The organism is Nocardia salmonicida NBRC 13393, from assembly GCF_001613085.1.
Lineage (GTDB): Bacteria > Actinomycetota > Actinomycetes > Mycobacteriales > Mycobacteriaceae > Nocardia > Nocardia salmonicida.
This window is the reverse complement of record NZ_BDBR01000009.1, coordinates 68115-88730: the sequence shown is the minus strand read 5'-3', so window position 1 is coordinate 88730 and position 20616 is coordinate 68115. Positions and strand designations below refer to the sequence as shown.

Genomic DNA, 20616 nt, shown 5'->3' with positions numbered 1-20616 from the left:
GCCTCCCGGGATTCGGAGCAACTGTTGACTGGTTCTCCGGCAAACCTACGGCATCTACCCCGCGTCGGGCACGGTTACGCGCGCGGCCGCGTCGGCGGTGACCACCTCGGCGAGTACCTCGTCCAGCGTCGACGCGGCGCGACCGAAGGTGGTCCGCATCGCCGAATCGTCGACGACGAACTCACGATGGGACATGTGTTTCGTCTCGAACAGTTCGGCCCAGAACGGGTCCTGCTGGGCGAGTTCGGTGATCTCCGCGTCGGTGAGCACCGCCAGTTCCGGTGTCGCGGCGCCTGCCAGCGCGGCGAGCCTGGTCGCGGCCGCACGCACGGTCGTGGTGATCACCGGGGCGTGCCAGGCCCTCCCCCACGACCGGTCGTCGCGCGCGAGGGTGACCAGTGCGGCAGCGGCGTCGCCGATCGCGGTGAACGAGTGTGCGAGGTCGAGTTCCTGCGGCACCCGGGCCGGGGTGTTCGCCAGCACCGCGGACTGAACGAGCAGGGAGAAGACCGAGACAGCACCCGCGCCGAGGAATTGACCCGCGCGCAGTTCGGTGACACGCAACCGGCCCGCCTCGTGCGCGGCGAGGGCATCGGTCCACATCCTGGCCCTCACCGCGCCTTTGCTCCCCGTCGCGGCGAGCGGGGTGCGTTCGCTGACGACGCCGTCGACCGGGCCGTAGCCGTACAGATTTCCCAGCATGACCAAGTCGGCGCCGACGCTTTCCGTCGCCGACAGGATCGAACCGAACAGGGGCGGAACCGTTTCCGGCCAGGTGTGATACGCGGGCATAGCCAGATTGAAGACGCTGTCCGCGCCGGTCGCGATCTCGGTCAGTGCGGTGGTGTCGAGTGCGTCTAGCGCGATCGGTTCCACGTTGGGATGGTCGGGGCCCAGCCCGCTCCGGCTCACCATCCGCACGCGATCTCCGGCCTCGGCGAGCAACAACGCGGTGGCGGTCGCGGTACCACCTCGGCCGACAACTACCTGAGTGGACATATGAATTTCCTTTCACGACAACAGCTTTCGGTGGAGCTGCGGGGTTCCGCCCGCACCTTCGACGATGCCGTTGCCGCGAGGACTAGACTAGTGGCCGGAATGCCATCTATCCCAAGGATCAGGCCATGAAGACGATTGCCGTGGTTGCCGTGCCGCCGGTGAAGTCCTTCGATCTGTCGATGCCGGAAACCCTGATGGGCTCGGTCATGATCGACGGTGAACCCGGCTATCGGGTGGTGGTCTGCACGGCCGAGCCGGGGGTGCTGCCGTCGACTCCCGGCGGATTCGACGTCGTGATCCGGCACGGGCTCGATGTTCTCGACTCCGCCGACGCGGTGATCGTGCCGAGTACGGGCAGCCGCACCGACGCGGATCCGGTGACCCTGCGGGCGCTGCGCGCGGCCGTCGACCGCGGCATCCTGGTCACCTCGATCTGCAGCGGCGCGTTCGTGCTCGCCCAGGCCGGTCTCCTCGACGGCCGCGCCGCGACCACGCACTGGGGCCTGGCCGACGAACTGGCCCGCGACCATCCCCTCGTCCGGGTGCGCTCCGACGCACTGTTCATCGAAGACGGGCCGGTGACCACCGCGGCAGGCGCGGCGGCCGGAATCGACCTGTGCCTGCATCTGATTCGAGCCGACTACGGCGCCACGGTCGCCAATGCCGCCGCACGAGCGGCGGTGGTCACTCCCGTGCGGGCCGGCGGCCAAGCCCAGTTCGTCGACACCCCGCTCCCCGCCGACGACGATCTCTCGCTCTCCGCCACCCGGGCCTGGGCGCTGGAGCGCCTCGACACTCCCCTGTCGCTACGCGAACTGGCCGAGCACGCGCGAACCAGCGTGCGCACCCTCACCCGCCGATTCCACGAGGAAACCGGCCAGAGCCCACAGAAATGGCTACTGAGTCAGCGCATCCACCGAGCGCGGGAACTGCTGGAATCGACCTCGTTGCCGATCGAGCAGGTCGCACGGCACAGCGGGATCGGGTCGGCGGAGTCGTTGCGCCAGCACATGGTTCGCCTGGTCGGCGTTCCCCCGAGTGTCTACCGGGCGAACTTCGCCTACGGCGCGACCGGCGGATAGCCAGGGTAGGGCTGGTAGCCCGGTGGCGTGCGTGGCGCGAAGTAGGGACCGGACATGCCGTTCCACAACAGGATCACCGCGGCCAGCCCGACAGCCAGCGTGACGGTGCTGAACACCAGCGCGATACCGGCCGTCGAGGTGACCATCACCATCACCGTGCCGACGACATAGAACAGCGCGTTGAGCCCGAAGAACACCGTGCCCGTGATCCGTCCCCAGTTCTTGCCCGCCCGGCAGACGAAGGCCATCCACACCCACAGCCCCGCCGTGACCAGTGAACTCGCGATGCTCCCACCGATGGTCGCGTACACGAGTAGATCGAGGTCGTCTCCCCGCAGCACGCCACCTGACGCGTCGAGCGCATTGCTGCGTGCCTCGTCGAGCATGGTGAGCGAGTAGGCCATGGCGAGCAAAGTGACCACCGCCCCGGCCAGCATCACGTAGAACGCGATCTGCACACTCTGCGGCACCACCCGCGGCGCGGCGTCCACCGGCGGATAGGGGCCGGTCGGCACGGGATACGGAGCGCTCGGCCCATAGGGCTGAGGCGTCGGCCCGTAGGGTGGCGGCGATCCCAGCGCACCCGGCACCGGTCCATACGGCGGCTGCGGTACGGCCTGGCTCGGCGCCTGCGAATAGGCCACGGGAACCACCGGGTTCACGGGGCCGCGCGCTGCCGACTCATCCGGATACGCCGTCAGCCCGTCATCCTGCGACGGATAACCCTGACCTGCGGACGAATCTGACATCGAGCTGTGCCCCCTTGTTGTGAAGTCGGGGCCAACTCTAGTCGCCGCCGCCGACACCGGCTGACTGCGCGGGATCGGCTTCAGCGAACGCCGACCAGCTCCCGAGCCGCGCTCCGGTACCGATCGACGATCAATCGAACAACCCCGGGATGCACACCGATCGGATCGGCCACCCCATCGGCGCCCGCATCGTGCAACCGCTGGTGAAAGAGACCGTGTGCCAACAGATAGGACGCGATGTACACCCGCTCGGCACCCGACTCACGAAGCGAGGCAACAACTTCGGGCACCCGAGGCGTCCCGGTCGCCACGTAGGCGATCTTCACCGGCGCATCCAGCTGCTCGGCCAGCATCCCCGCGGCACGCCGAACATCCTGTCGCGCACGCGAATCCGAAGAACCGGCAGCCGCGAAAACGACCGCGTCGCCCGGCTTCCACCCGGCAGCACGCAAGCGCACCGCCATGATCCGCGTCAACGCCGGATCCGGTCCCATCGCCGCCGTCACGGCGACCGCGCTATGCCCACTCTCGGCAACCTCACGCGGAACGTCCTGATACACGTGATACCCCGAGGCGAGAAACGCCGGAACCACCACAGCGGGCCCGTCGAGATCGCGCAGAACCTCCGAAGGCGAGGGCCCGAGCACGTCGACGAAGGCGGTCCGCAGCGAGGCATTCGGCGCCGAGGACACCGTGACGCCGAGCTCGGCGGCCACCGCCTCGGCGAGCGCGGCGATCATTTCCACCCCGCGCGCACTGCGAGTTCCGTGCGCGACCAGCACCAGTGCCGGATCACCCGGCAGCCCGGCGCTCACCACACCCCGATCGCTTGGGCGGGCCGGGGCGAGCGAGCGGGCGTTCCGATCCCCGCGGCGTGCGGTGCCTGGACAGCCGCTCGCGCGGGAGGAGGAGTATCGGAGCAGTCGGCCGCGTCCAACGCCAGCCGGTACCCACGCTTCACCACTGTCTGAATCGCCTTGGGGGTCCCCAGACCGGCCCGCAGTCGCGCGATCGCCGTCTCCACCGCATGGGTGTCGTCGCCGCCGCCCGGCAGCGCGGCCAGCAGGTCTTCGCGCGAGACGACCCGACCCGGCTGACGAGCCAGCGACCGCATCAACGCCATCGGGGCGGGCGCCAGCTGACGCACCTCACCGTCGACGACGACGCATCCACCGCGCACGCTGATCAGATGACCGGCCGCGTAGATCCGGCTGGCGCGGCGCGGAAGTTCTTCTGCCACATGGCGAGCCAGCGCACCCAATCGGGCCCGGCCCGGCATCGTGGTCGGCACGCCGAGCTCTTCGAGCGGAGCAGCGGTGATCGGTCCGACACAGGCAGCGAGCACCCGGCCACGGAACGCGTGCAGCACCGACTCCAAGAGCCCGGTTTCCTTGGCGCGCATCAACAGTGACGCCACGGCGGGCGCGCTGGTGAAGGTGACGCAGTCCAGGCTGCCGGAGATGATCGCATCGATCATCGTGTCCATCGGCCCACGATCGGCAGGCGGTTCCCACCGGTACACCGGCACCGGGACCACGTCGGCGCCCGCGCAGCGCAGCACCTCGCAGAAGTCGGGAACCGGCTCCCATTCGGTGGTCGCGCCGTGCAGCTGCACCGCGATGCGGACGCCTTCGACGCCCTCGGCGAGCAGATGATCGAGGACCTCGGCCGAGGACTCCGAGGCGGGTGACCATTCCTCGCGCAGCTCGGCCGCGCGGATCGCGCCCTTGGCCTTGGGGCCGCGGGCCAGCATCCGGGTCGAGGCGAGGGTGTCGCGCAGGACCTCGGCCAGACCCCAGCCCTCGGCCGCTTCCATCCAGCCGCGGAAACCGATGCCGGTGGTGGCGACGGTGATCTGCGGCGGATCGGTGATCAGCAGTTCGGTGACGCGTTCGAGCTCGGTGTCATCGGCCAGCGGGATGATGCGAATAGCAGGTGCTGACGTGACGGTCGCGCCCTTGCGGGTGAGCAGGGTGCTGAATTCCTCGGCGCGGCGAGCCGCGGTGACGCCGATGGTGAAGCCGGCAAGACACGGGCCAGTGTCGGTGGGAGAGGTCATGGGGTCGGCACCGGCTCGTTCGAGACCGCGACGACGCCGCCGTCGAGTTGGACCGCGTACACCGGCAGGGACTGGGACTCGTCGTCGAGACAACGGCCGTCGATCAACGAGAAAGCCTGCTTGAGCAGCGGCGACGCGACGACGGGAACGCCGCCGCGATCACCGATGATGCCGCGCGACATCACCGCGGCCCGGCCGAACGGGTCGATATTGCCGACGGCGGCGAGCGTGCCGTCGGTGAGTAGGAACAGTGCCGCCTGACGGCCGCCCTTCAGCAGGACAGCAACGCCGCGCCCCGGGATCAGGAAATCGAGCCTGCACGCCTGGGTCCAGGTCGCGGTCTCAGTGGTGATGGTGGGTGTGTCGATAACGGTCATCGGTTCCTCCTCCGAACGCCTTACCTATTGGTACAGGCGCCCTGTTTCCGCAGCGTTAAGTACTTATTTCCCGGCCGGTGCTGTGTCCGAAGCAACACCGACGGGCATGCCGGGAAGACCGAGGAGCACTGGTACCTTGCGTTCTCCGCTGTCGTCGAACGAGATCGTCGGGTCGGCTTCGTCAGGGGCATTGACGAAGGAGACGAAGCGCGAGAGCTTGTTCTCGTCCTCGAGCACGGCGGCCCACTCGTCCTTGTAGCCCTCGACGTGCTTGGCCATGGCGGCCTCGAGGTCGGCGGCGATACCGAGGCTGTCGTCACAGACGACGGCCTTGAGGTAGTCGAAGCCACCCTCGAGGGCCTCCTGCCACGGCGCGGTGCGCTGCAGACGGTCGGCGGTGCGGATGTAGAACATCAGGTAGCGGTCGATGTAGCTGATCAGGGTCTCGTCGTCGAGGTCACCGGCCAGCAGCACCGCGTGCTTGGGGGTCAGGCCGCCGTTGCCGCCGACGTAGAGGTTCCAGCCGTGCTCGGTGGCGATCACGCCGACGTCCTTGCCGCGGGCCTCGGCGCACTCGCGCGCGCAACCCGAGACGGCCAGCTTGATCTTGTGCGGCGAACGAAGGCCGCGGTAGCGCTTCTCCAGCAACACGGCCATGCCGACCGAGTCCTGCTGGCCGTAGCGGCACCAGGTGGAACCGACGCAGCTCTTCACGGTGCGCAGCGACTTGCCGTAGGCGTGGCCGGACTCCATGCCGACGTCGACCAGGCGCTTCCAGATCAGCGGCAGCTGCTCCACGCGGGCGCCGAACAGGTCGATGCGCTGACCACCGGTGACCTTGACGTAGAGGCCGAACTCCTTGGCCACCTCGCCGATCACGATCAGCTGGTCGGCGGTGACCTCGCCACCGGGCATCCGGGGGACGACCGAGTAGGTGCCGTTCTTCTGCAGGTTGGCCAGGAAGTGGTCGTTGGTGTCCTGCAGCGCGGCCTGCTCGCCCTCGAGGATGTGCTCGCTCGAGGTCGACGCCAGGATCGAGGCGACGGTCGGCTTGCAGATATCGCAGCCCGAGCCCTTGCCGTGCTTGGCGATCAGTTCGGAGAAGGTGCGGATGCCGGTGACGGCGACCACGTCGTAGAGCTCGGCACGCGACTGGGTGAAGTGCTCACACAGCGACTTCGACAGCGCCACGCCGGACTGCTCGAGCAGCTTCTTGATCATCGGCACACAGCCACCGCAGGAGGTACCCGCGTTGGTGCAGCTCTTGACGGCCGGGATATCGCAGGCGCCCTCGGCGATCGCGCCGCAGATGGCGCCCTTGCTGACGTTGTTGCAGGAGCAGATCTGGGCGTCGTCGGGCAGCGCGTCGGCACCGAGTTCGGCGCCGGCCGGGGAGATCAGCGCGGCGGCGTCGGCGGGCAGCGGGCGCCCGACCAGCGGGCGAAGGGCCGCGTACTGGCTCGCGTCGCCGACCAGGATGCCGCCGAGCAGGGTCTGCGCGTCGTCGGAGACGACCAGCTTGGCGTAGGTGCCCTTGGCCGCGTCGTGCAGCACGACCTCGAGTGCGCCTTCGGTGGTGCCGTGGGCGTCACCGAAGGAGGCCACGTCGACGCCCATCAGCTTCAGCTTGGTGGACATATCGGCACCGGGGAACTCGCCCGCGCCGCCGAGCAGGCGATCGGCGACGATCTCGGCGGTGGTGTAACCGGGGGCGACCAGGCCGTAGCAGACGCCCTCGATCGCGGCGCATTCACCGATCGCGTAGACGCTCGGGTCGGAGGTCTGCAGGGTGAGGTCGGTGAGGATGCCGCCGCGGGCGCCGGTCTCGAGGCCCGAGGCCTTGGCCAGCGCGTCCTGCGGGCGCACACCGGCGGAGAACACCACCAGCGACGCCCTGATCTCGGCGTCGTCGGACAGGTGCACCGTGACTCCGCGGCCTGCTGCGGCGCCCTCCGCTGTGTCCGTTTCGAGCGAGACGATCTTGGCGGTGCCGACCCCGGTGTGCACATTGAGGCCGATATCGGTGACGAGCTTCTCCAGGATCGCGCCACCACCCGCGTCGACCTGGGCGGGCATCAGGCGACCGTTGTACTCGATGACGTGCGGGGTCATCCCGAGCAGGCGCAGCGCGTTGGCCGCCTCCAGCCCGAGCAGACCGCCGCCGACGACGACACCGTGCGCGCCGGGACCGGCAGCTTCGGCGGCGGCGCGGATGCCGTCGAGATCGTCGATGGTGCGGTAGACGAAGCACTCGGGCAGGTCGTGGCCGGGGACCGGCGGCACGAACGGGTAGGAGCCGGTCGCCATGACCAGCGCGTCGTAGGCGATGACGTCGCCGCTGGTGCTGGTGACGGTCTTGGCTTCGAGGTCGATGGACTCGCCCCGCTGGCCCAGTCGCAGGTCGACCAGTTCGTCGCCGTCGTACATGTTGCCGGGCAGCGCCAGGTCATCGGCGTTCCAGTTGCCGACGTAGTAGGAAAGGCCGACGCGGTCGTACGCGGGCAGCTTCTCCTCCGACAGGATGATGACCTGCCACTGGCCTGCCTCGTCGCGCGAGCGAAGGGCTTCGACGAAACGGTGTCCGACCATGCCGTGGCCGACCACGACCGCTGTTTTGCGAGTGCTGTTCATGAGAGTGACCTCCTTGGTAGTGGTCGGTTGTCAGCGAGCCGACGAATTGGCCGACGAAGCGTTGGTTTCGGCCTCGAGGACCAGGGACTCGGCCTCGACCACGACAGCGGCGTCGGAGGAAAGGCGCGGACGGCGCAGGAACACCGTCCAGGTAACGGCGGCGCAGACCACGTAGAAGGCCAGGAAGACCCAGAACGCGGTGGTGGCCGAGGCGGTGCTGGAGTAAGAGCTGCGCAGCACCATGTTGATGCCGACCCCGCCGAGGGCGCCGATCGCGCCGACGAAGCCGATCAGGGCGCCGGAGGTGTTCTGCGACCAGGCCGCCTGCTCGACCCGCGAGACCGGCAGGCTCTTGGACTTGGCCTCGAACACCGACGGGATGATCTTGGTGACGGCGCCGTTGCCGAAACCGGACAGGACGAACAGGGTGATGAAGCCCGCGACCAGCATGGTCATGGTGGCGCCGGTGGCGATGCCCTTGTTGCCGTCGGCCATCGTCGAGGCGGTGACCACGAGCAGCGCGGCGAGCATCATGGCGCCGAAGGTGGCGATGGTGACCTTGCTGCCACCGATCCGGTCGGCCATCTTGCCGCCGTAGGGGCGGGCCAGCGAACCGAGCAGCGGGCCGATGAAGGCGATCGAGGCGGCGTGGATGGCGGCCTGGGCGGCGGTGTCGCCACCGGCCTTGAAGCTGATCTGCAGGATCTGGGCGAAGGCGAAGCTGTAGCCGATGAACGAGCCGAAGGTGCCGATGTAGAGGAAGGCGATCGCCCAGGACTGCGGCACCCGCAGGGCCTTGACCATGTAGGACAGGTCGGCCTGCTGGTTGGTCAGGTTGTCCATGTAGAAGGCGGCGCCGACGGCGGTGATACCGACCAGGACCAGGTAGACCGCGCAGATCACCGAGGCGTAGTCGCCACCGAGGGTGACCAGCACCAGCAGGCCGAGCAGCTGGATCACCGGAACGCCGATGTTGCCGCCGCCGGCGTTCATGCCGAGGGCCCAGCCCTTGAGGCGCTGTGGGTAGAAGGCGTTGATGTTGGTCATCGACGACGCGAAGTTGCCGCCACCGAAGCCGGCGAACGCGGCCACGACCAGGAACGTGGTGTAGGACGTGCCGGGCTGGTTGACGAAGTACAGCGTCAGCAGCAGCGGGATCAGCAGCAGGAACGCGGAGAAGATCGTCCAGTTGCGGCCGCCGAAGCGGGCGGTGGCGACGGTGTAGGGAATGCGAAGGAACGCGCCGACCAGCGTGGGCATGGCGACGAGGAAGAACTTGCCCGCCGCGTCGATGCCGTACTTGTCGGTGGGCATGAACAGCACCATCACCGACCAGATCGACCACACCGAGAATCCGATGTGCTCGGCGATCACAGACCAGATCAGGTTGCGCTTGGCTACGTCCTTGCCGCCGGCCTCCCAGGCCGCGACATCTTCGGCATCCCAGTGCTCGATGTCGTGGTTCCGCTTCAGCGTGCTCAAGATTGGGCCTCCCAAAAGTGCGATGGCCCAACGGTAGGAAATGGGTATTGCCGAAATGCTGCGGGAAATGTCGCGCGAATCAACGGTTTCTCACCTTCACCCGGTCAGGGAGGTGAGATCAGGCCTTTTGTTTCGGGCATGTGTCGCAACGATTTCCGCAGGTAAGGAAGCGGCAAGAAATCAGCGGAAACGCTGGTGAGGGTGTGAGCTACGCCTCGTCTCTGCGATTTTAGGCCAGAGTCACGCGGACCGCACTTCGGCAGGCGACCAACTGTGAGAAGTTCGTTTATCAGTCGGCAGTTACCAAGAATCTTCGAGCATGCGCGGTTTGCAGGCTTGCCACGCACCCGCGAGGAGCACGCCGAGCGCGACGAACAGCATGGCGAACGGGACGAGCCAGCCACCGGTCCACGTGTGCAGCATGCCGAACAGCAGCGGGCCGAGGCAGGCGACCGCGTAACCGACGCCCTGGGTGAAGCCCGACAGCGCCGCGGAGCCCTGGGGCGTGCGGGTGCGCAGGTTGATCAGGGTGAGGGCCATCGGGAAGGTGGACGGGCCGAGACCCAGCAGCACCACCCACAGCAGAGTGGCGTGCATCGGCGCTACCAGCAGGCCGACGAAAGCGGTCGCGAACAGCACCATGCAGCCGACGACGACGTGGAACGGATTGCGCATCCGCGAGACCACGGTCGGCGCGCCCAGTGCCGGGATCAGCCCCATCAGCGCGAACAGCCCGACCATGCTGCCGCCGAAGCCGGCGCTCGCGCCCGCGTCGGACAGGATCTTGGGCAGCCAGGCGAACATCGCGTAGGTGGTCAGCGAGGTCATGCCGAACATACCCGCCATCCCCCATGCCACCGGCGAACGCCAGACTTTGCCGGTCTCGGGCGCTTCGGCAGGCAGCCCGGTGGTGTCGACCGTGTCGCGACCACGCCGGTCGCGCAGCACCACGAACCACGGAATCGCGGCCGCGAAACCGACCAGTGCCCACACGCCCATCGAGATCCGCCAGCCGTGCGCCTCGGCCACCGGCACCGCGACGAACGCCGGGATGACAGTACTGAGCTGCACCATCACGATGTAGAGCGAGCTGATCACCGCAAGGTGATCGCCGAAATACCGCTTCACCAGCGGCGGAATCACCACATTGCCGATGCCCATGCCGAGCAGCGCCACCCCGGAGAACGCCAGCAACGCACCCGTCCCGGTGGCGAACACCCGCACCAGCGACCCCGCGCCGGCCAGCAGCATCGCCACGAACACCGTCCGTTCGAGCCCGAACCGGCGCACGAACAGCGGCGCGACGAGCCCGGCGAGACCGAACATGGCGGTCGGCAACATGCCGAACACCCCGACGATCCCCGTCCCGTACCCGACCTGGGCGCCGATCCTCTCCGCCAGCGGACTGAACGCGGTGACAGCGGCGCGCAAAGTCAGCGCCGACATGACGATGGCCGCCAGCACGAGCAGCCGACCTTCGATCAGCGACCGCCTGGTGATCTCGGGAGACGGGTCGACGCGACCACGCCGGTCGTCGACAAGGGTCGACTCGGCGCCAGAAGCCGGCTGGAAATCGCGGAGTGGCGGCATCCGGAAATCATAGGATGACCCGATGACTACTGCCAAGCGACTGTGAGCGATCTCCCGAACGCGAGGTCGCACCAGTACCCTTGCTGACGTGCAACCCGTCCGGCGTACCAGCCTCATCGCCCAGGTCACCGAACAGCTTCGGGCCGAGATCCGTTCCGGCCGTTGGCCGGTAGGTCAACGGATCCCTACCGAACCCGAACTCACCGAGCTCACCGGGACCGGTCGCAATACCGTCCGCGAGGCCGTCCAGGCGCTCGTGCACGCGGGCATGCTCGAACGCCGCCAGGGCTCTGGCACCTATGTGATCGCCACCTCCGAGGTCGGCGGCACCCTGGGCAAGTACTTCGCCGACGCGCACGAACGCGACATCCTCGAACTGCGCCAGGCCCTCGACACCACCGCGGCGGGCCTGGCCGCGCGCCGCCGCGACGACGCCGATATCGCCACCCTCCAGCGCTTGCTCGCCGAACGCAGCAACCGGAGTTGGGCCGAAGCCGACCCGGTGGCCATCGCCGCCGACGTCGAATTGCACCGCGCGATCGTCGTTGCCAGCCACAACGCGGTATACCTGGAGTTCTACGATTCGCTGCTGCCGATCATCGAGCAGGTGATCCACGCGCGGACCGCGAAATCCGACGACGCGTACGACACCGAACACGCCGAGCTCGTGCAGGCCGTCATCGACGGTGACGCCGAGCGAGCCGTGCAGGCCGCCAACTGCTTCCTCGGCTCGCTCATCGCCGAATACCCGGATCGCTGAGCCGACAACAGGTTCGGTTCCTAAATCCAGGTAACCGAGCTGTCACCAACAGCGAATTCGCGCGGTGAGCCCGAGTTGCCGGGAACGTCACCTGGGGCCATTGCCCCGCAACAACCGGCTCCTACCTTTATCTCGACACCGCATACGCGCTCGATCGAGAGGAAGCCGATGACCGCAATCGCCGCCACCGGCCAGGCGACGGAATCCCCGTCGTTCGAATACCAGAAGAAGGGCCGCTGGATTTCCCACTGGGACCCCGACAACGCGAGTTTCTGGGAATCCGGCGGCGCGAAGACCGCCAAGAAGAATCTGTACTTCTCCGTATTCGCCGAGAATCTCGGCTTCAGCATGTGGGTCATCTGGGGCTCCATCGTCACCGCGATGGGCCCGGCCGGCTTCAGCTTCCTGGAGGGCCTCGGCAAGGGCAACGCGGTCGCCGTGAGCAACGCGCTGCTGCTCACCTCGATCCCGACCTTGGTCGGCGCGGCCCTGCGAGTTCCGTACACCTTCGCGGTACCGCGGTTCGGTGGGCGCGCGTTCACCGCGTTCAGCGCCGCGATGCTGTTCCTGCCCGCGCTCGGCATCATCTACTTCGTCAACCAGCCGAGCACACCCATGTGGGTGTTCCTGGTGCTGGCCTCCCTCGCCGGTGTCGGCGGCGGCAACTTCTCCTCGTCGATGTCGAACATCTCGTTCTTCTTCCCCGAGGGCAAGAAGGGCGCCGCGCTCGGCCTCAACGCCGCAGGCGGCAACCTCGGTGTCGCGCAGACCCAGCTGATCGTGCCGCTGCTGATCACCTTCGGCACCCACATCATGGCCAAGGACGCGGGCGGCTACCGCTTCGGAATCACCCTCGCCGTGCTGTTCTGGCTGCCGTTCATCGCGGTCGCGACCATCGGCGCGCTGTACTTCATGGACTCGCTGTCCGAGGCCAGGTCCGACGGCAAGTCCTACAAGCTGGCGCTGACCAACCGGCACACCTGGATCATGTCGTTCCTCTACATCGGCACGTTCGGCTCGTTCATCGGTTTCTCCTTCGCCTTCCCGACGCTGATCAAGGCCACCTTCCCCGACCTCGCCAAGATCGGCTGGATCACCACCCTGGGCAACCTGGCCTTCCTCGGCGCCCTGGTCGGTTCCTTCAGCCGCCCGTTCGGTGGATGGGTCTCCGACAAGATCGGCGGCGGCGCCAAGATCACCGTGTTCGTCTTCGGTGGTATGTCGATCGCGGTGGCAGGCATCGTGGCCGCTGTCGAACTGAAGAGCTTCCCGCTCTACCTGACCGCCTTCCTCGTGCTGTTCGTCCTGGCCGGTATCGGTAACGGCTCCACCTACCGGATGATCCCGTCGATCTTCAACGCCACCGCCAAGAAGTACGCCTCCGAGCACGGCATGGACCTGACCGAGGCGGCCACCTCCGCCAAGCGTCAAGCCGGTGCCGCGATCGGTGTCATCGGCGCGGTCGGCGCCGCGGGTGGCTTCGTCGTCCAGCAGGCCCTTCGCCTGTCCAACGTCCACCTGAAGACCATGGCCCCCGCCTTCTGGGCCTACGCCGCCGTCTTCCTCGTCATGGCCGCCGTCACCTGGTGGTTCTACCTGCGCACCTCCTTCGCTACCGACAGGGTTCCCTCCCTGGCCTACGCCAGCGTCTGACCCGTCCACCCCATCCTGGAAGCCGCGTTCGGTCCCTCCCGAACGCGGCTTTCGGCTGTGTGGCCGACGAGCCGACAGCGTCGACAGATTTCCAGCTACGTGTGGCGAACCCGGAACGGAGGCCCGAATGGGAACACACGCACAAGCCGAATCTGTGTCCTCGGCAGAGGTTTTCGATCCAGGCGATCGGTGGGTGCCGGTGGATCGCCGCTGGTGACGTGATCGCCCTGAAGGGAGGGTGGCGGTCACCACCCGTGCTGGCCGCGTTCGTCATCGACGGGACCGGTGTCGAGATCATCGCGCTCGGCCCGGAGCAAGCCGGTCAGGACATCCTCACCGACGTCGGCGCGATGATCGCCACCCTCACCCAGGCGCCTACAGCCGGGCGATCCTGGTCAGCGCGGTGGTCTTCGGGATCTACGGTGCGATCTTCTGGTGGTTCGCCCAGCATTTCGACCGCTACGCCCGTCAGCCGGTGAAATTGCTCGCGGTCGCGATGGTCTACACGGCGATCTTCTGCGCGGGGTTGGTGTATCTGCTGGGCAGGCCCGCCGAGCCGCGCCGCGTCGGGCGCGCATTGCTACTGATGGCGACGGCGATGCTGCTGCACGGAATATGGGATGGGCGGCGCACCGACGGGGATCGTAAGACGCGGACCCGTCACGGATTCGTGCTGGACGCGGTCTCGGATCTGGCCGATGCTCTGGCCACCGATCACGGCGCGCAGACACCACGGGTGAACTTCGCGCGCTCGGAGGTTGCCCAGCTGCGAGACGGACGTCCACCGGCCACGGAGTAACCCCGACAACGCGGTAGCCGACCACCGGAAGCCACACTCGGAAATTCCTCCCAGGGTGTGGCTTTCGACTGTGAGCCAACGGCTTTCATCAATGTTTGTAGCCCGGTTACCGACCCTGCCTTTACTCTGGAAAGCGAACCTTGCGGCTGCGCAACGGAGGTGGGGCGGTAGTTGGACATCTCGAGCGGGTTGACCGATCCAGTGTTCCGGTCGGCCGTCGTCGAGGACCTCCCCGCGATCGCGGAGCTCGAATCCAGCGAGTTCATGCAGCTGGCCTACCCGTATTTCGCGCTGCGCCAATTGTTCGATGTGCACGGATCACATTGGGTGGTAGCTGAAATCGCCGACTCGATCTGCGGCTATGCCATGGTCGCTGTCGCGCCGGAGGGCACCGCGTGGCTCGTCGGATTGGCTGTCGCTCCGCCACACCAGGGCCGAGGTCTGGGCAGATCACTGTTGGAGCGCGCGGTCGACCGTTGTCGCGCCGACGGCATCGGCGCGGTCTTCATCACCGTTCGCCCGTCGAATGTGCCCGCGGCGAACCTGTACAAGGAATCCGGCTTCACGTGGGCCGGATACGAGGACCAGTACTTCGGGGCAGGTGAACCCCGTGAGCTGCTGGTGCGCTGGATCGAGCCTGCCGGGAGCCGTTGGCCGCCCCTGGACCGCACGGATCCACGATGGCGCAAAGGCGGTCACGCGCCACCGGGCAGATGACGGCCGCGATCGATTCGGGGGGGACCCATGGAACACACCGAACAGAGAAATCTCAGCGACTTCGTCGCGGCGAAGACGGATTTGATCCAACGCCACGCGGATGCCTTCGCGGCGGAGATCGGCGACTTCCGGCGCGGCGACGGCGCGGCCGACGAATACGTTCTGCTCGACGACTTCAACCACCGAGTCGAGCGGGTTCTGCTGAGCTACACCCCGCCGACGACCCGCCGATCAGGCGACAGCCTGGTGTTCGCGCATCTGTACCGCGACGCGGACCCCGTCCGGCTCCGGACAGCCGGCGACGACCTGGTGTTGATCACCGCGCTCAGCGCGCTGCTCGCGGCGGAGGTGGAAATGCGTGGACCGCTGCGACTGAGCCGCACCCAGGACAGACTGTTGGCCGAGGTCTACGAAGATCTCGGCGAACACCTGCGCCACGCTCGGCTGCCCGCGCACGCCGCCCTGGCCTACCGCCAGGGCATCCGGCTGTACACGGTGACAGAGGACGCTCGCGGTCAGGATCGCTGCGGCCTGAACCAGGCACGCGCGAGGACTGTCGCCAACCGCACCCGGCTGGGCCGCTTCCTCGGCCGGAGCTCGGATCTGCTGTGTGGCTACGGGTACCGGCCGTTCCGGCTGCTGGCGTGGATCGCTGGTCAGATCGCGCTGTTCACCCTCGCCGTGGCCCTGACCTCGACGACCAGTGTCGGCCGCTCCGTGTACCTCGGATTCGTCAGCTTCCTCAACCCACTGGGTTACCAGGATGTCGAGTACGCCGGGACCACCGCACGGGTGCTTCTCATCGTCGAGTCCTACGCCGGGATCGTCTCGATCTCGGTGTTCTTCGCGTTGCTGGTTCGCCAGCTGTTCCGCTTGTGATCACCACACCGTGGTGGAGCGGTTCAGCGCGGCCAACGTGGCGACGGCGAGCCTGTCGCGCAACTGCCCCACCCGCGCGTTCCACTGCCGACTGAATCCGGGGTCGGCCTCGAGCACATCCCAGAGTCCGCGTACCACCGGCGGGGTCGTGGCCCCCGGCATCCACAGGTAGACCAGGTGCTCGAGCAGTGGGCTGATCACCTTCTCCACCGGGGTCCGCGACAGTTCCGACATCTCGGCTTCGTCGATCACCTCGGTGAGTACCGTCAGCAGCCAGTCGTGCAGCGCGATGTCATCGCACAGTGCCTGTACCGCGGTCAATTGCGCGATATCGCCGACGACGAATTCGGCGGTGCGCAGTTCGTCGGGGTACATCGTCAACGTCATCGTGGCCTCGGCGCCGTCGACGACGCGCGCGGCCCACCGCAGCTGTGTCGTCGGAGTGTGCAGTGGCGGGCGCTGATCGAGCATCGGGTTGCGTCGAACACGAACAGCCAACCGGGCCGCGACGGCACCGGGGTCGAAGGTGTCGGTGGCGCCATCGCGCACCGCGAGGAAACCCGAGGCGAGATCGGCGCCGAGGTTCGCCTGCGCGCGCGTGAGCACTTCGACGACGCCGGGCCGGTGCAGATAGTGCACCCACTTCTGTCGCCGATCCGACTGCGCGGGCACCACCGCGCTGCGTGCCGAACTCTGCATGATCCGGCCTCCGACCACCGCGGCTCGGGCCGCGACAGTGCCGACGGCCCTGACACGGCGCTGATCGGGAGTGGCGAGCCTGCAATCGATGCCTTCGAGCACGACCGGCGATTGTGCCCATGTCACCGGCCGTTCCCTCGACGGCACCGGGTGGCCGTGCACGAGTGCCATGAGTTCGGCCGCGGAATCGCGCGACAACGCGGCTGCCGCGGGGAGCAAGCCGGTGCGGACTTCGCCGAGCACCGCCGATACCGGGGGGCGCAGATCCATCGTTGCAGCGTACGCCCTCACCGCGGTTCAGTCGGCGCCGAGAAAGAAGTGCGAGAGCCGGTCGCTGAGATGCTCGGTGGCGATGATCCGATTCTCTTGCGCGCGTTGGTTATACACCTCGTTGACGCCTGCGTCGATGTCGAGGTGGTCCATGATCTGCTGCACCGAATGTTCGATCCCCAGGTAGCGTTTCGGCAGGATCGAGACCGAGCGGAACGCCGCGAACGGAGCCGCGTCGTGCAACTGCATGATCGAGGGCAACACGCCCCAGCTTTCGGCCCACTCCTGAGTGGCCCAGTCGCGAAAGTCGACGGGCTCGGCGACGCGCCTGCCTTCGGCACGAACCATCCCGAGCCGCAACAACTGCCAGACGGTAGCGAGAAACGGGCACGACCAGTACGGGTCCTCGCGCTCGCGATCACGGCGCCACATCTCGACATCGAGGTAGATCGAATGATTACGCCTGCTCAGTTCCAGCGGCGGCACGTAGTCGCGCAGGTCCATGGCATCGCGGCGTTGGTCGTCGCTGGATGGTCGTCCGTTGCTCAACCACCCGAGTTCGGTGGTCGGTGGCCTGCGACCGGAATAGCCCTCCAGCGGCTCGGCGACCACCATGTCGGCGACGATCTGGGCGAGTTTGGTCGGTGCTCCGCTGCTGTCCTTCTTCGGCACCACGGCACAACCGGCCTCCCGGCCGAGATAGTCGACGCGGATCCCCGATTCTGCCGCTGATCGCAGGAATCCGGGCAGGATCGCCCGCGGATCGGTGGTACCGCGGAAATAGTCGTCGATGAGGAAACACGTGCTCACCCTGACCCGGGAACGACCACCGGCTCGCTCGGCGAACTCGTCGCGCGCCATCTCCGTGAAAGCGTGCACCAACGGCGCGACCCGCTCGAATTGGGCGCGCACCGCGTCTGGTCGATTGGCGAGTTCGTCCATCGAGAAATGGCCGACCTCGAGGGATACATGCGACATGGCAACGGATTCCACACGAGTCGCCGCAGTCGCTTCCTGGAACAATGAGTCCACGAAACAGGGAGCCTAACGAGTTTTCCGTCGCGGTCCACACCGACCCTCAGATCGGTACCCAGGTGTCCTCGGCGATCAGCTTCCTGGCGAGGTCTTCGAACGCGTCGACGGTTTCTCGATTGGCGATACCCGCGGCGACATCGGCGTCGAGGATGATCTGTTCACGCCATTGCAGCACGGGCTCCACCGGGGTGCGCCCGAGCAGGGATCCGGCGCCGAGACGATATTCGGCGGCCAGCGACCGCAGCGCGGCATCCTGACGCAGCAACCACGCGGCCTGTGGACCGCTCACGATCTCGGGCTGTTCGCCTGGGCGCGGCACCGCGGTGCGCACGAAGCGGATACGCCGCCGCAACTCTCGCTCGCTGTACAGCGGCTGACGGCCGATTTCGGCGGTGCCGGTCTGGATCAGGCCCTTCGGGCCGTTGACCAAGCCGTGGGCCGCCATGATGTGCTGGCGGGTCCAACGGTGGAACAGCAACCAGTAGACCTCTTTGTCGGGCATGTTCTTCGGCGCCGTGGCCTCCAGCGCGATCTGCATCGCCACCGACCGGCCCGCACTGAGGTCGACGATGACCACCTTGAACGACGCGTCGAGCTCGAGCAGGAGATCGATGCAGCGCCGCACCACCTGCGGGTCCTCCGCCGCCATCGCCTCACCACCGCCCTCGTCGCCGGGCAGCAGGAACAGCTTGCCGCCGCGGGAACGCCTGCTGCGCAAGGCTTCGCGATCGGTTGCCGCTCGCACATCGAGCCGCTGCGGATCGGTGATCTCGCCGCGCAGGTACGAGTGCAATCCGTGGCCCGGCTCGGCGCCCTTGTCGACTTTGCTGATCTCGAACAGCGCACCCGCCGTCGGCGAGCCGAAGTCGAAATCCACGTAGGCGGTGCTGGTTCCACGCAGCCCGAGTCGATAGGCGAGGTTGCAGCTGGTGACCGACCTCCCGGTCCCGCCCTTGTCGGAGGTGGCGAACACGATCATCGGATCAGGTGCTCCTCATCGCATTGGAACGCGCGTAGGCAAGGTCGTCGAGTTCCTTCAGCGCCGTCGAGGCCAACGTGAAGGACGTGGCGGGCTGGGTGTTGATCAGTGCGCGCGCCCGCCCGAGTTTGCGTTCGATCTCGTCGAGTGACACCCGGTTGGCCGAGGTGTCGAAGATGCTCACCTCGAGCATCGCCTGGTTGAGCAGATGTTCTGCCTCGTTCAGGATTTCGACGGCACGGCTGACCATCGCCGTCGAACGCAGTGGTGTCTCCCGGTAGGTTCGGTCGGCGGCGACCAGGCACTCGACCATCCGCTCGGTCAGGTACCAGGAGGGATGCTGCTGATGTTTCCCGCCGAAGACGCCGGCCGGATCGTCCCACAGCCCGGTCGCCGCGCCGTCGGCGATCACGCGGCGGTCCAGATGGTCCATCACGTTCTTGGCCAGTTCCATCAGCTGATCGCGGGCGCCGATATTGCTCGACAACTGCGCCGCCTGTAGTGCCCGCTTCAGCAGCACGGTCGCGAAATCGGACACGATCCAGGTCAGCTGGGGACCGCCGCCGTCGACCTTCTCCGTGCCCGCCAGCACCATTCGCACGCCAGGGTCGTGCAGGGCGACCGCCGAGTCGGCCTTGGTCGGTCGCCGGGTGATGCGGCCGCGTCGGGACAGTTCGTCGAAGATCGCGACCGCGCGGGTCAGATCGTCATCGGAGGCGGTGCGGGCGATCAGTTCCTGGATCAGCACCGCCGACACGATCAAACTGAAGTAGTCGGACTCCTCGCCGTCGGAGGTCCGCCACGGAATGTCCTCCAGCGGCCAACGCCCGGCGCCGAACCGGGCGACGGTCGACCAGTACCGCTGCGTCAGATCCCAGCGCACACGCAGCGCGTCGGCCAGTCGCTGCTGTTCCTTGTTGAGCAGGTCGAGCTCTCTGGTCCGTTGCGAGAGAATATCGTTGATGCCGTCGAGAGCGACGACGGTGAAGTACAGATAGGGCCGTGGATCGGCGATACCGACGGTCTGCGCGACCTCCCGATCGTCGAACTCGACCGGATCCGCCTCCTGCACAACCCCCCAACTCCAGCCACATTCGAACAGCTGATCGTCTTCTTCGAAGTCGGTGTGCGGTGTCCGGCCCAGCTTCACATCGGTGCGCAGGCGGGCCCGCACGCGATCCAGATTGTCGCGGACCGCCTCGACCACCGAATTCTCCGGGGCGCCGGACTGATTGAGCATCGCGAGCATCGCCTTGCCCGACGGCGAGCGAACAGACACTGTATTGACGACGAAACTACGGATCAATCCGGTCATCGCGATCGTGAGCCGATCACTCATCGCGGCTCTGAGGTCGGCGATCCGGATTCTGATGTCCTCACGGTTCTCCGCGTTCGCCCACCGATCGAAGACGCGAGCGAACCCGAGACCGGCCAGGCACAGCGTCACCGACATCGAGTAGCTGTCGACCACTTCGATCGCGAGTTGTTCCCGAGTGGGTTCCTGGCCCGCGTTCGCGCGCAGATAACTGCCCGCGTCGAAGCGCGGCGTCCCGTCGGCACCGGTGTTGCGCCGCAGGTATTGCTCCATCAGTCCGATCATGGCGATACCGATTCTGGTCGGCCCACCGAACGCGCTGAGGGCGGCCTGAACATCGTCGGCCATCAGTTCCGGCCTATCCAGCGAGAAACTCTCGATTTCCGTCGCCGGATACAACAGACACAGCAGCTGTTCGGAATCGCTGATCGAATTGGCGCCGAGGACGCCGTCCCAGTGCCATTTCTCGTCCCGGTAGCAGGCCGAGAGCATGGCGCTCCAAATGTCCAGAATCTGTTGTCTGGGCTGGATTCTCACCCGT

At 67.1% G+C, this 20616-nt stretch carries 18 protein-coding genes; 6 read left to right on the top strand and 12 right to left on the bottom strand.

The window, feature by feature from the left end; translation table 11 throughout:
- Window positions 1-54 precede the first annotated feature (54 nt).
- The gene (locus NS1_RS10280; protein ID WP_062983667.1) at window positions 55-999 is read right to left on the bottom strand and encodes a Rossmann-fold NAD(P)-binding domain-containing protein; all 945 of its coding nucleotides are present in this window, start codon (window positions 997-999) and stop codon (window positions 55-57) included.
- Between the two features lie 125 nt (window positions 1000-1124).
- On the opposite strand from NS1_RS10280, the gene NS1_RS10275 reads away from it, so the two are divergent.
- The gene (locus tag NS1_RS10275) at window positions 1125-2081 is read left to right on the top strand and encodes a GlxA family transcriptional regulator (RefSeq protein ID WP_062983665.1); all 957 of its coding nucleotides are present in this window, start codon (window positions 1125-1127) and stop codon (window positions 2079-2081) included.
- Here the strand turns inward: NS1_RS10275 and NS1_RS10270 are convergent.
- The 7 genes from NS1_RS10270 to NS1_RS10240 form a co-directional block, all read right to left on the bottom strand.
- Window positions 2060-2830 carry a hypothetical protein gene (locus NS1_RS10270; RefSeq protein WP_157125156.1) on the bottom strand — a complete coding sequence of 257 codons (771 nt, stop codon included), beginning with the start codon at window positions 2828-2830 and terminating at the stop codon, window positions 2060-2062. The two genes, NS1_RS10275 and NS1_RS10270, sit on opposite strands and share 22 nt — an antisense overlap.
- A gap of 80 nt (window positions 2831-2910) precedes the next feature.
- Complete coding sequence (locus NS1_RS10265) at window positions 2911-3645, bottom strand: sirohydrochlorin chelatase (protein WP_444980724.1); 735 nt, start codon at window positions 3643-3645, stop codon at window positions 2911-2913.
- Window positions 3642-4889, bottom strand: a complete 1248-nt coding sequence (locus NS1_RS10260; RefSeq protein ID WP_056812864.1) for a uroporphyrinogen-III synthase — start codon at window positions 4887-4889, stop codon at window positions 3642-3644. The genes NS1_RS10265 and NS1_RS10260 overlap by 4 nt, the downstream gene beginning before the upstream one ends.
- Entirely contained in the window at window positions 4886-5266 is a 381-nt protein-coding gene (gene nirD / locus NS1_RS10255) for a nitrite reductase small subunit NirD (protein ID WP_056812868.1), read from the bottom strand. The genes NS1_RS10260 and nirD overlap by 4 nt, the downstream gene beginning before the upstream one ends.
- A gap of 63 nt (window positions 5267-5329) precedes the next feature.
- Window positions 5330-7897 (bottom strand): nitrite reductase large subunit NirB, encoded by a 2568-nt coding sequence (nirB, locus tag NS1_RS10250; RefSeq protein WP_062983661.1) that lies wholly within the window; start codon window positions 7895-7897, stop codon window positions 5330-5332.
- Window positions 7898-7927: 30 nt separating this feature from the next.
- Window positions 7928-9382, bottom strand: coding sequence for an MFS transporter (locus tag NS1_RS10245; RefSeq protein WP_062984069.1), 1455 nt, complete (start codon window positions 9380-9382; stop codon window positions 7928-7930).
- A 297-nt stretch (window positions 9383-9679) separates the two neighbouring features.
- Complete coding sequence (locus NS1_RS10240) at window positions 9680-10825, bottom strand: MFS transporter (RefSeq protein ID WP_062984066.1); 1146 nt, start codon at window positions 10823-10825, stop codon at window positions 9680-9682.
- A 232-nt stretch (window positions 10826-11057) separates the two neighbouring features.
- Here NS1_RS10240 and NS1_RS10235 point away from each other — a divergent pair, with 232 nt between their 5' ends.
- The 5 genes from NS1_RS10235 to NS1_RS10215 all read left to right on the top strand — a co-directional run bounded on the left by NS1_RS10235 (window position 11058) and on the right by NS1_RS10215 (window position 15777).
- Window positions 11058-11729 (top strand): FadR/GntR family transcriptional regulator, encoded by a 672-nt coding sequence (locus tag NS1_RS10235; protein WP_062983659.1) that lies wholly within the window; start codon window positions 11058-11060, stop codon window positions 11727-11729.
- A gap of 168 nt (window positions 11730-11897) precedes the next feature.
- Window positions 11898-13382 carry an MFS transporter gene (locus tag NS1_RS10230; protein WP_062983657.1) on the top strand — a complete coding sequence of 495 codons (1485 nt, stop codon included), beginning with the start codon at window positions 11898-11900 and terminating at the stop codon, window positions 13380-13382.
- Between the two features lie 403 nt (window positions 13383-13785).
- Entirely contained in the window at window positions 13786-14181 is a 396-nt protein-coding gene (locus NS1_RS10225; RefSeq protein ID WP_062983655.1) for a PrsW family glutamic-type intramembrane protease, read from the top strand.
- Window positions 14182-14352: 171 nt separating this feature from the next.
- Complete coding sequence (locus tag NS1_RS10220) at window positions 14353-14898, top strand: GNAT family N-acetyltransferase (protein ID WP_157125154.1); 546 nt, start codon at window positions 14353-14355, stop codon at window positions 14896-14898.
- Between the two features lie 27 nt (window positions 14899-14925).
- The gene (locus NS1_RS10215; RefSeq protein WP_062983651.1) at window positions 14926-15777 is read left to right on the top strand and encodes a hypothetical protein; all 852 of its coding nucleotides are present in this window, start codon (window positions 14926-14928) and stop codon (window positions 15775-15777) included.
- Here the strand turns inward: NS1_RS10215 and NS1_RS10210 are convergent, their stop codons facing one another.
- Genes NS1_RS10210 through NS1_RS10195 form a run of 4 tightly spaced genes read right to left on the bottom strand, consistent with a single transcriptional unit; the run spans window position 15778 to window position 20612 of the window.
- The gene (locus NS1_RS10210) at window positions 15778-16746 is read right to left on the bottom strand and encodes an SCO2521 family protein (RefSeq protein ID WP_062983649.1); all 969 of its coding nucleotides are present in this window, start codon (window positions 16744-16746) and stop codon (window positions 15778-15780) included.
- Between the two features lie 27 nt (window positions 16747-16773).
- Window positions 16774-17778: an SCO2522 family protein gene (locus tag NS1_RS10205; RefSeq protein WP_255284484.1), complete on the bottom strand. Its 1005-nt coding sequence runs from the start codon at window positions 17776-17778 to the stop codon at window positions 16774-16776.
- 46 nt (window positions 17779-17824) lie between these two features.
- Window positions 17825-18760 (bottom strand): SCO2523 family variant P-loop protein, encoded by a 936-nt coding sequence (locus tag NS1_RS10200; RefSeq protein ID WP_062983645.1) that lies wholly within the window; start codon window positions 18758-18760, stop codon window positions 17825-17827.
- A 4-nt stretch (window positions 18761-18764) separates the two neighbouring features.
- Window positions 18765-20612, bottom strand: a complete 1848-nt coding sequence (locus NS1_RS10195) for an SCO2524 family protein (protein ID WP_063816109.1) — start codon at window positions 20610-20612, stop codon at window positions 18765-18767.
- Window positions 20613-20616: the final 4 nt, after the last annotated feature.

Excerpts from the sequence above, each read along its gene's own strand:
- NS1_RS10280 (WP_062983667.1), bottom strand. The coding sequence starts at position 999 with ATGTCCACTCAGGTAGTTGTCGGCCGAGGTGGTACCGCGACCGCCACC.
- NS1_RS10275 (WP_062983665.1), top strand. The coding sequence starts at position 1,125 with ATGAAGACGATTGCCGTGGTTGCCGTGCCGCCGGTGAAGTCCTTCGAT.
- NS1_RS10270 (WP_157125156.1), bottom strand. The coding sequence starts at position 2,830 with ATGTCAGATTCGTCCGCAGGTCAGGGTTATCCGTCGCAGGATGACGGG.
- NS1_RS10260 (WP_056812864.1), bottom strand. The coding sequence starts at position 4,889 with ATGACCTCTCCCACCGACACTGGCCCGTGTCTTGCCGGCTTCACCATC.
- nirD (WP_056812868.1), bottom strand. The coding sequence starts at position 5,266 with ATGACCGTTATCGACACACCCACCATCACCACTGAGACCGCGACCTGG.
- nirB (WP_062983661.1), bottom strand. The coding sequence starts at position 7,897 with ATGAACAGCACTCGCAAAACAGCGGTCGTGGTCGGCCACGGCATGGTC.
- NS1_RS10240 (WP_062984066.1), bottom strand. The coding sequence starts at position 10,825 with ATGTCGGCGCTGACTTTGCGCGCCGCTGTCACCGCGTTCAGTCCGCTG.
- NS1_RS10230 (WP_062983657.1), top strand. The coding sequence starts at position 11,898 with ATGACCGCAATCGCCGCCACCGGCCAGGCGACGGAATCCCCGTCGTTC.
- NS1_RS10215 (WP_062983651.1), top strand. The coding sequence starts at position 14,926 with ATGGAACACACCGAACAGAGAAATCTCAGCGACTTCGTCGCGGCGAAG.
- NS1_RS10210 (WP_062983649.1), bottom strand. The coding sequence starts at position 16,746 with ATGGATCTGCGCCCCCCGGTATCGGCGGTGCTCGGCGAAGTCCGCACC.
- NS1_RS10200 (WP_062983645.1), bottom strand. The coding sequence starts at position 18,760 with ATGATCGTGTTCGCCACCTCCGACAAGGGCGGGACCGGGAGGTCGGTC.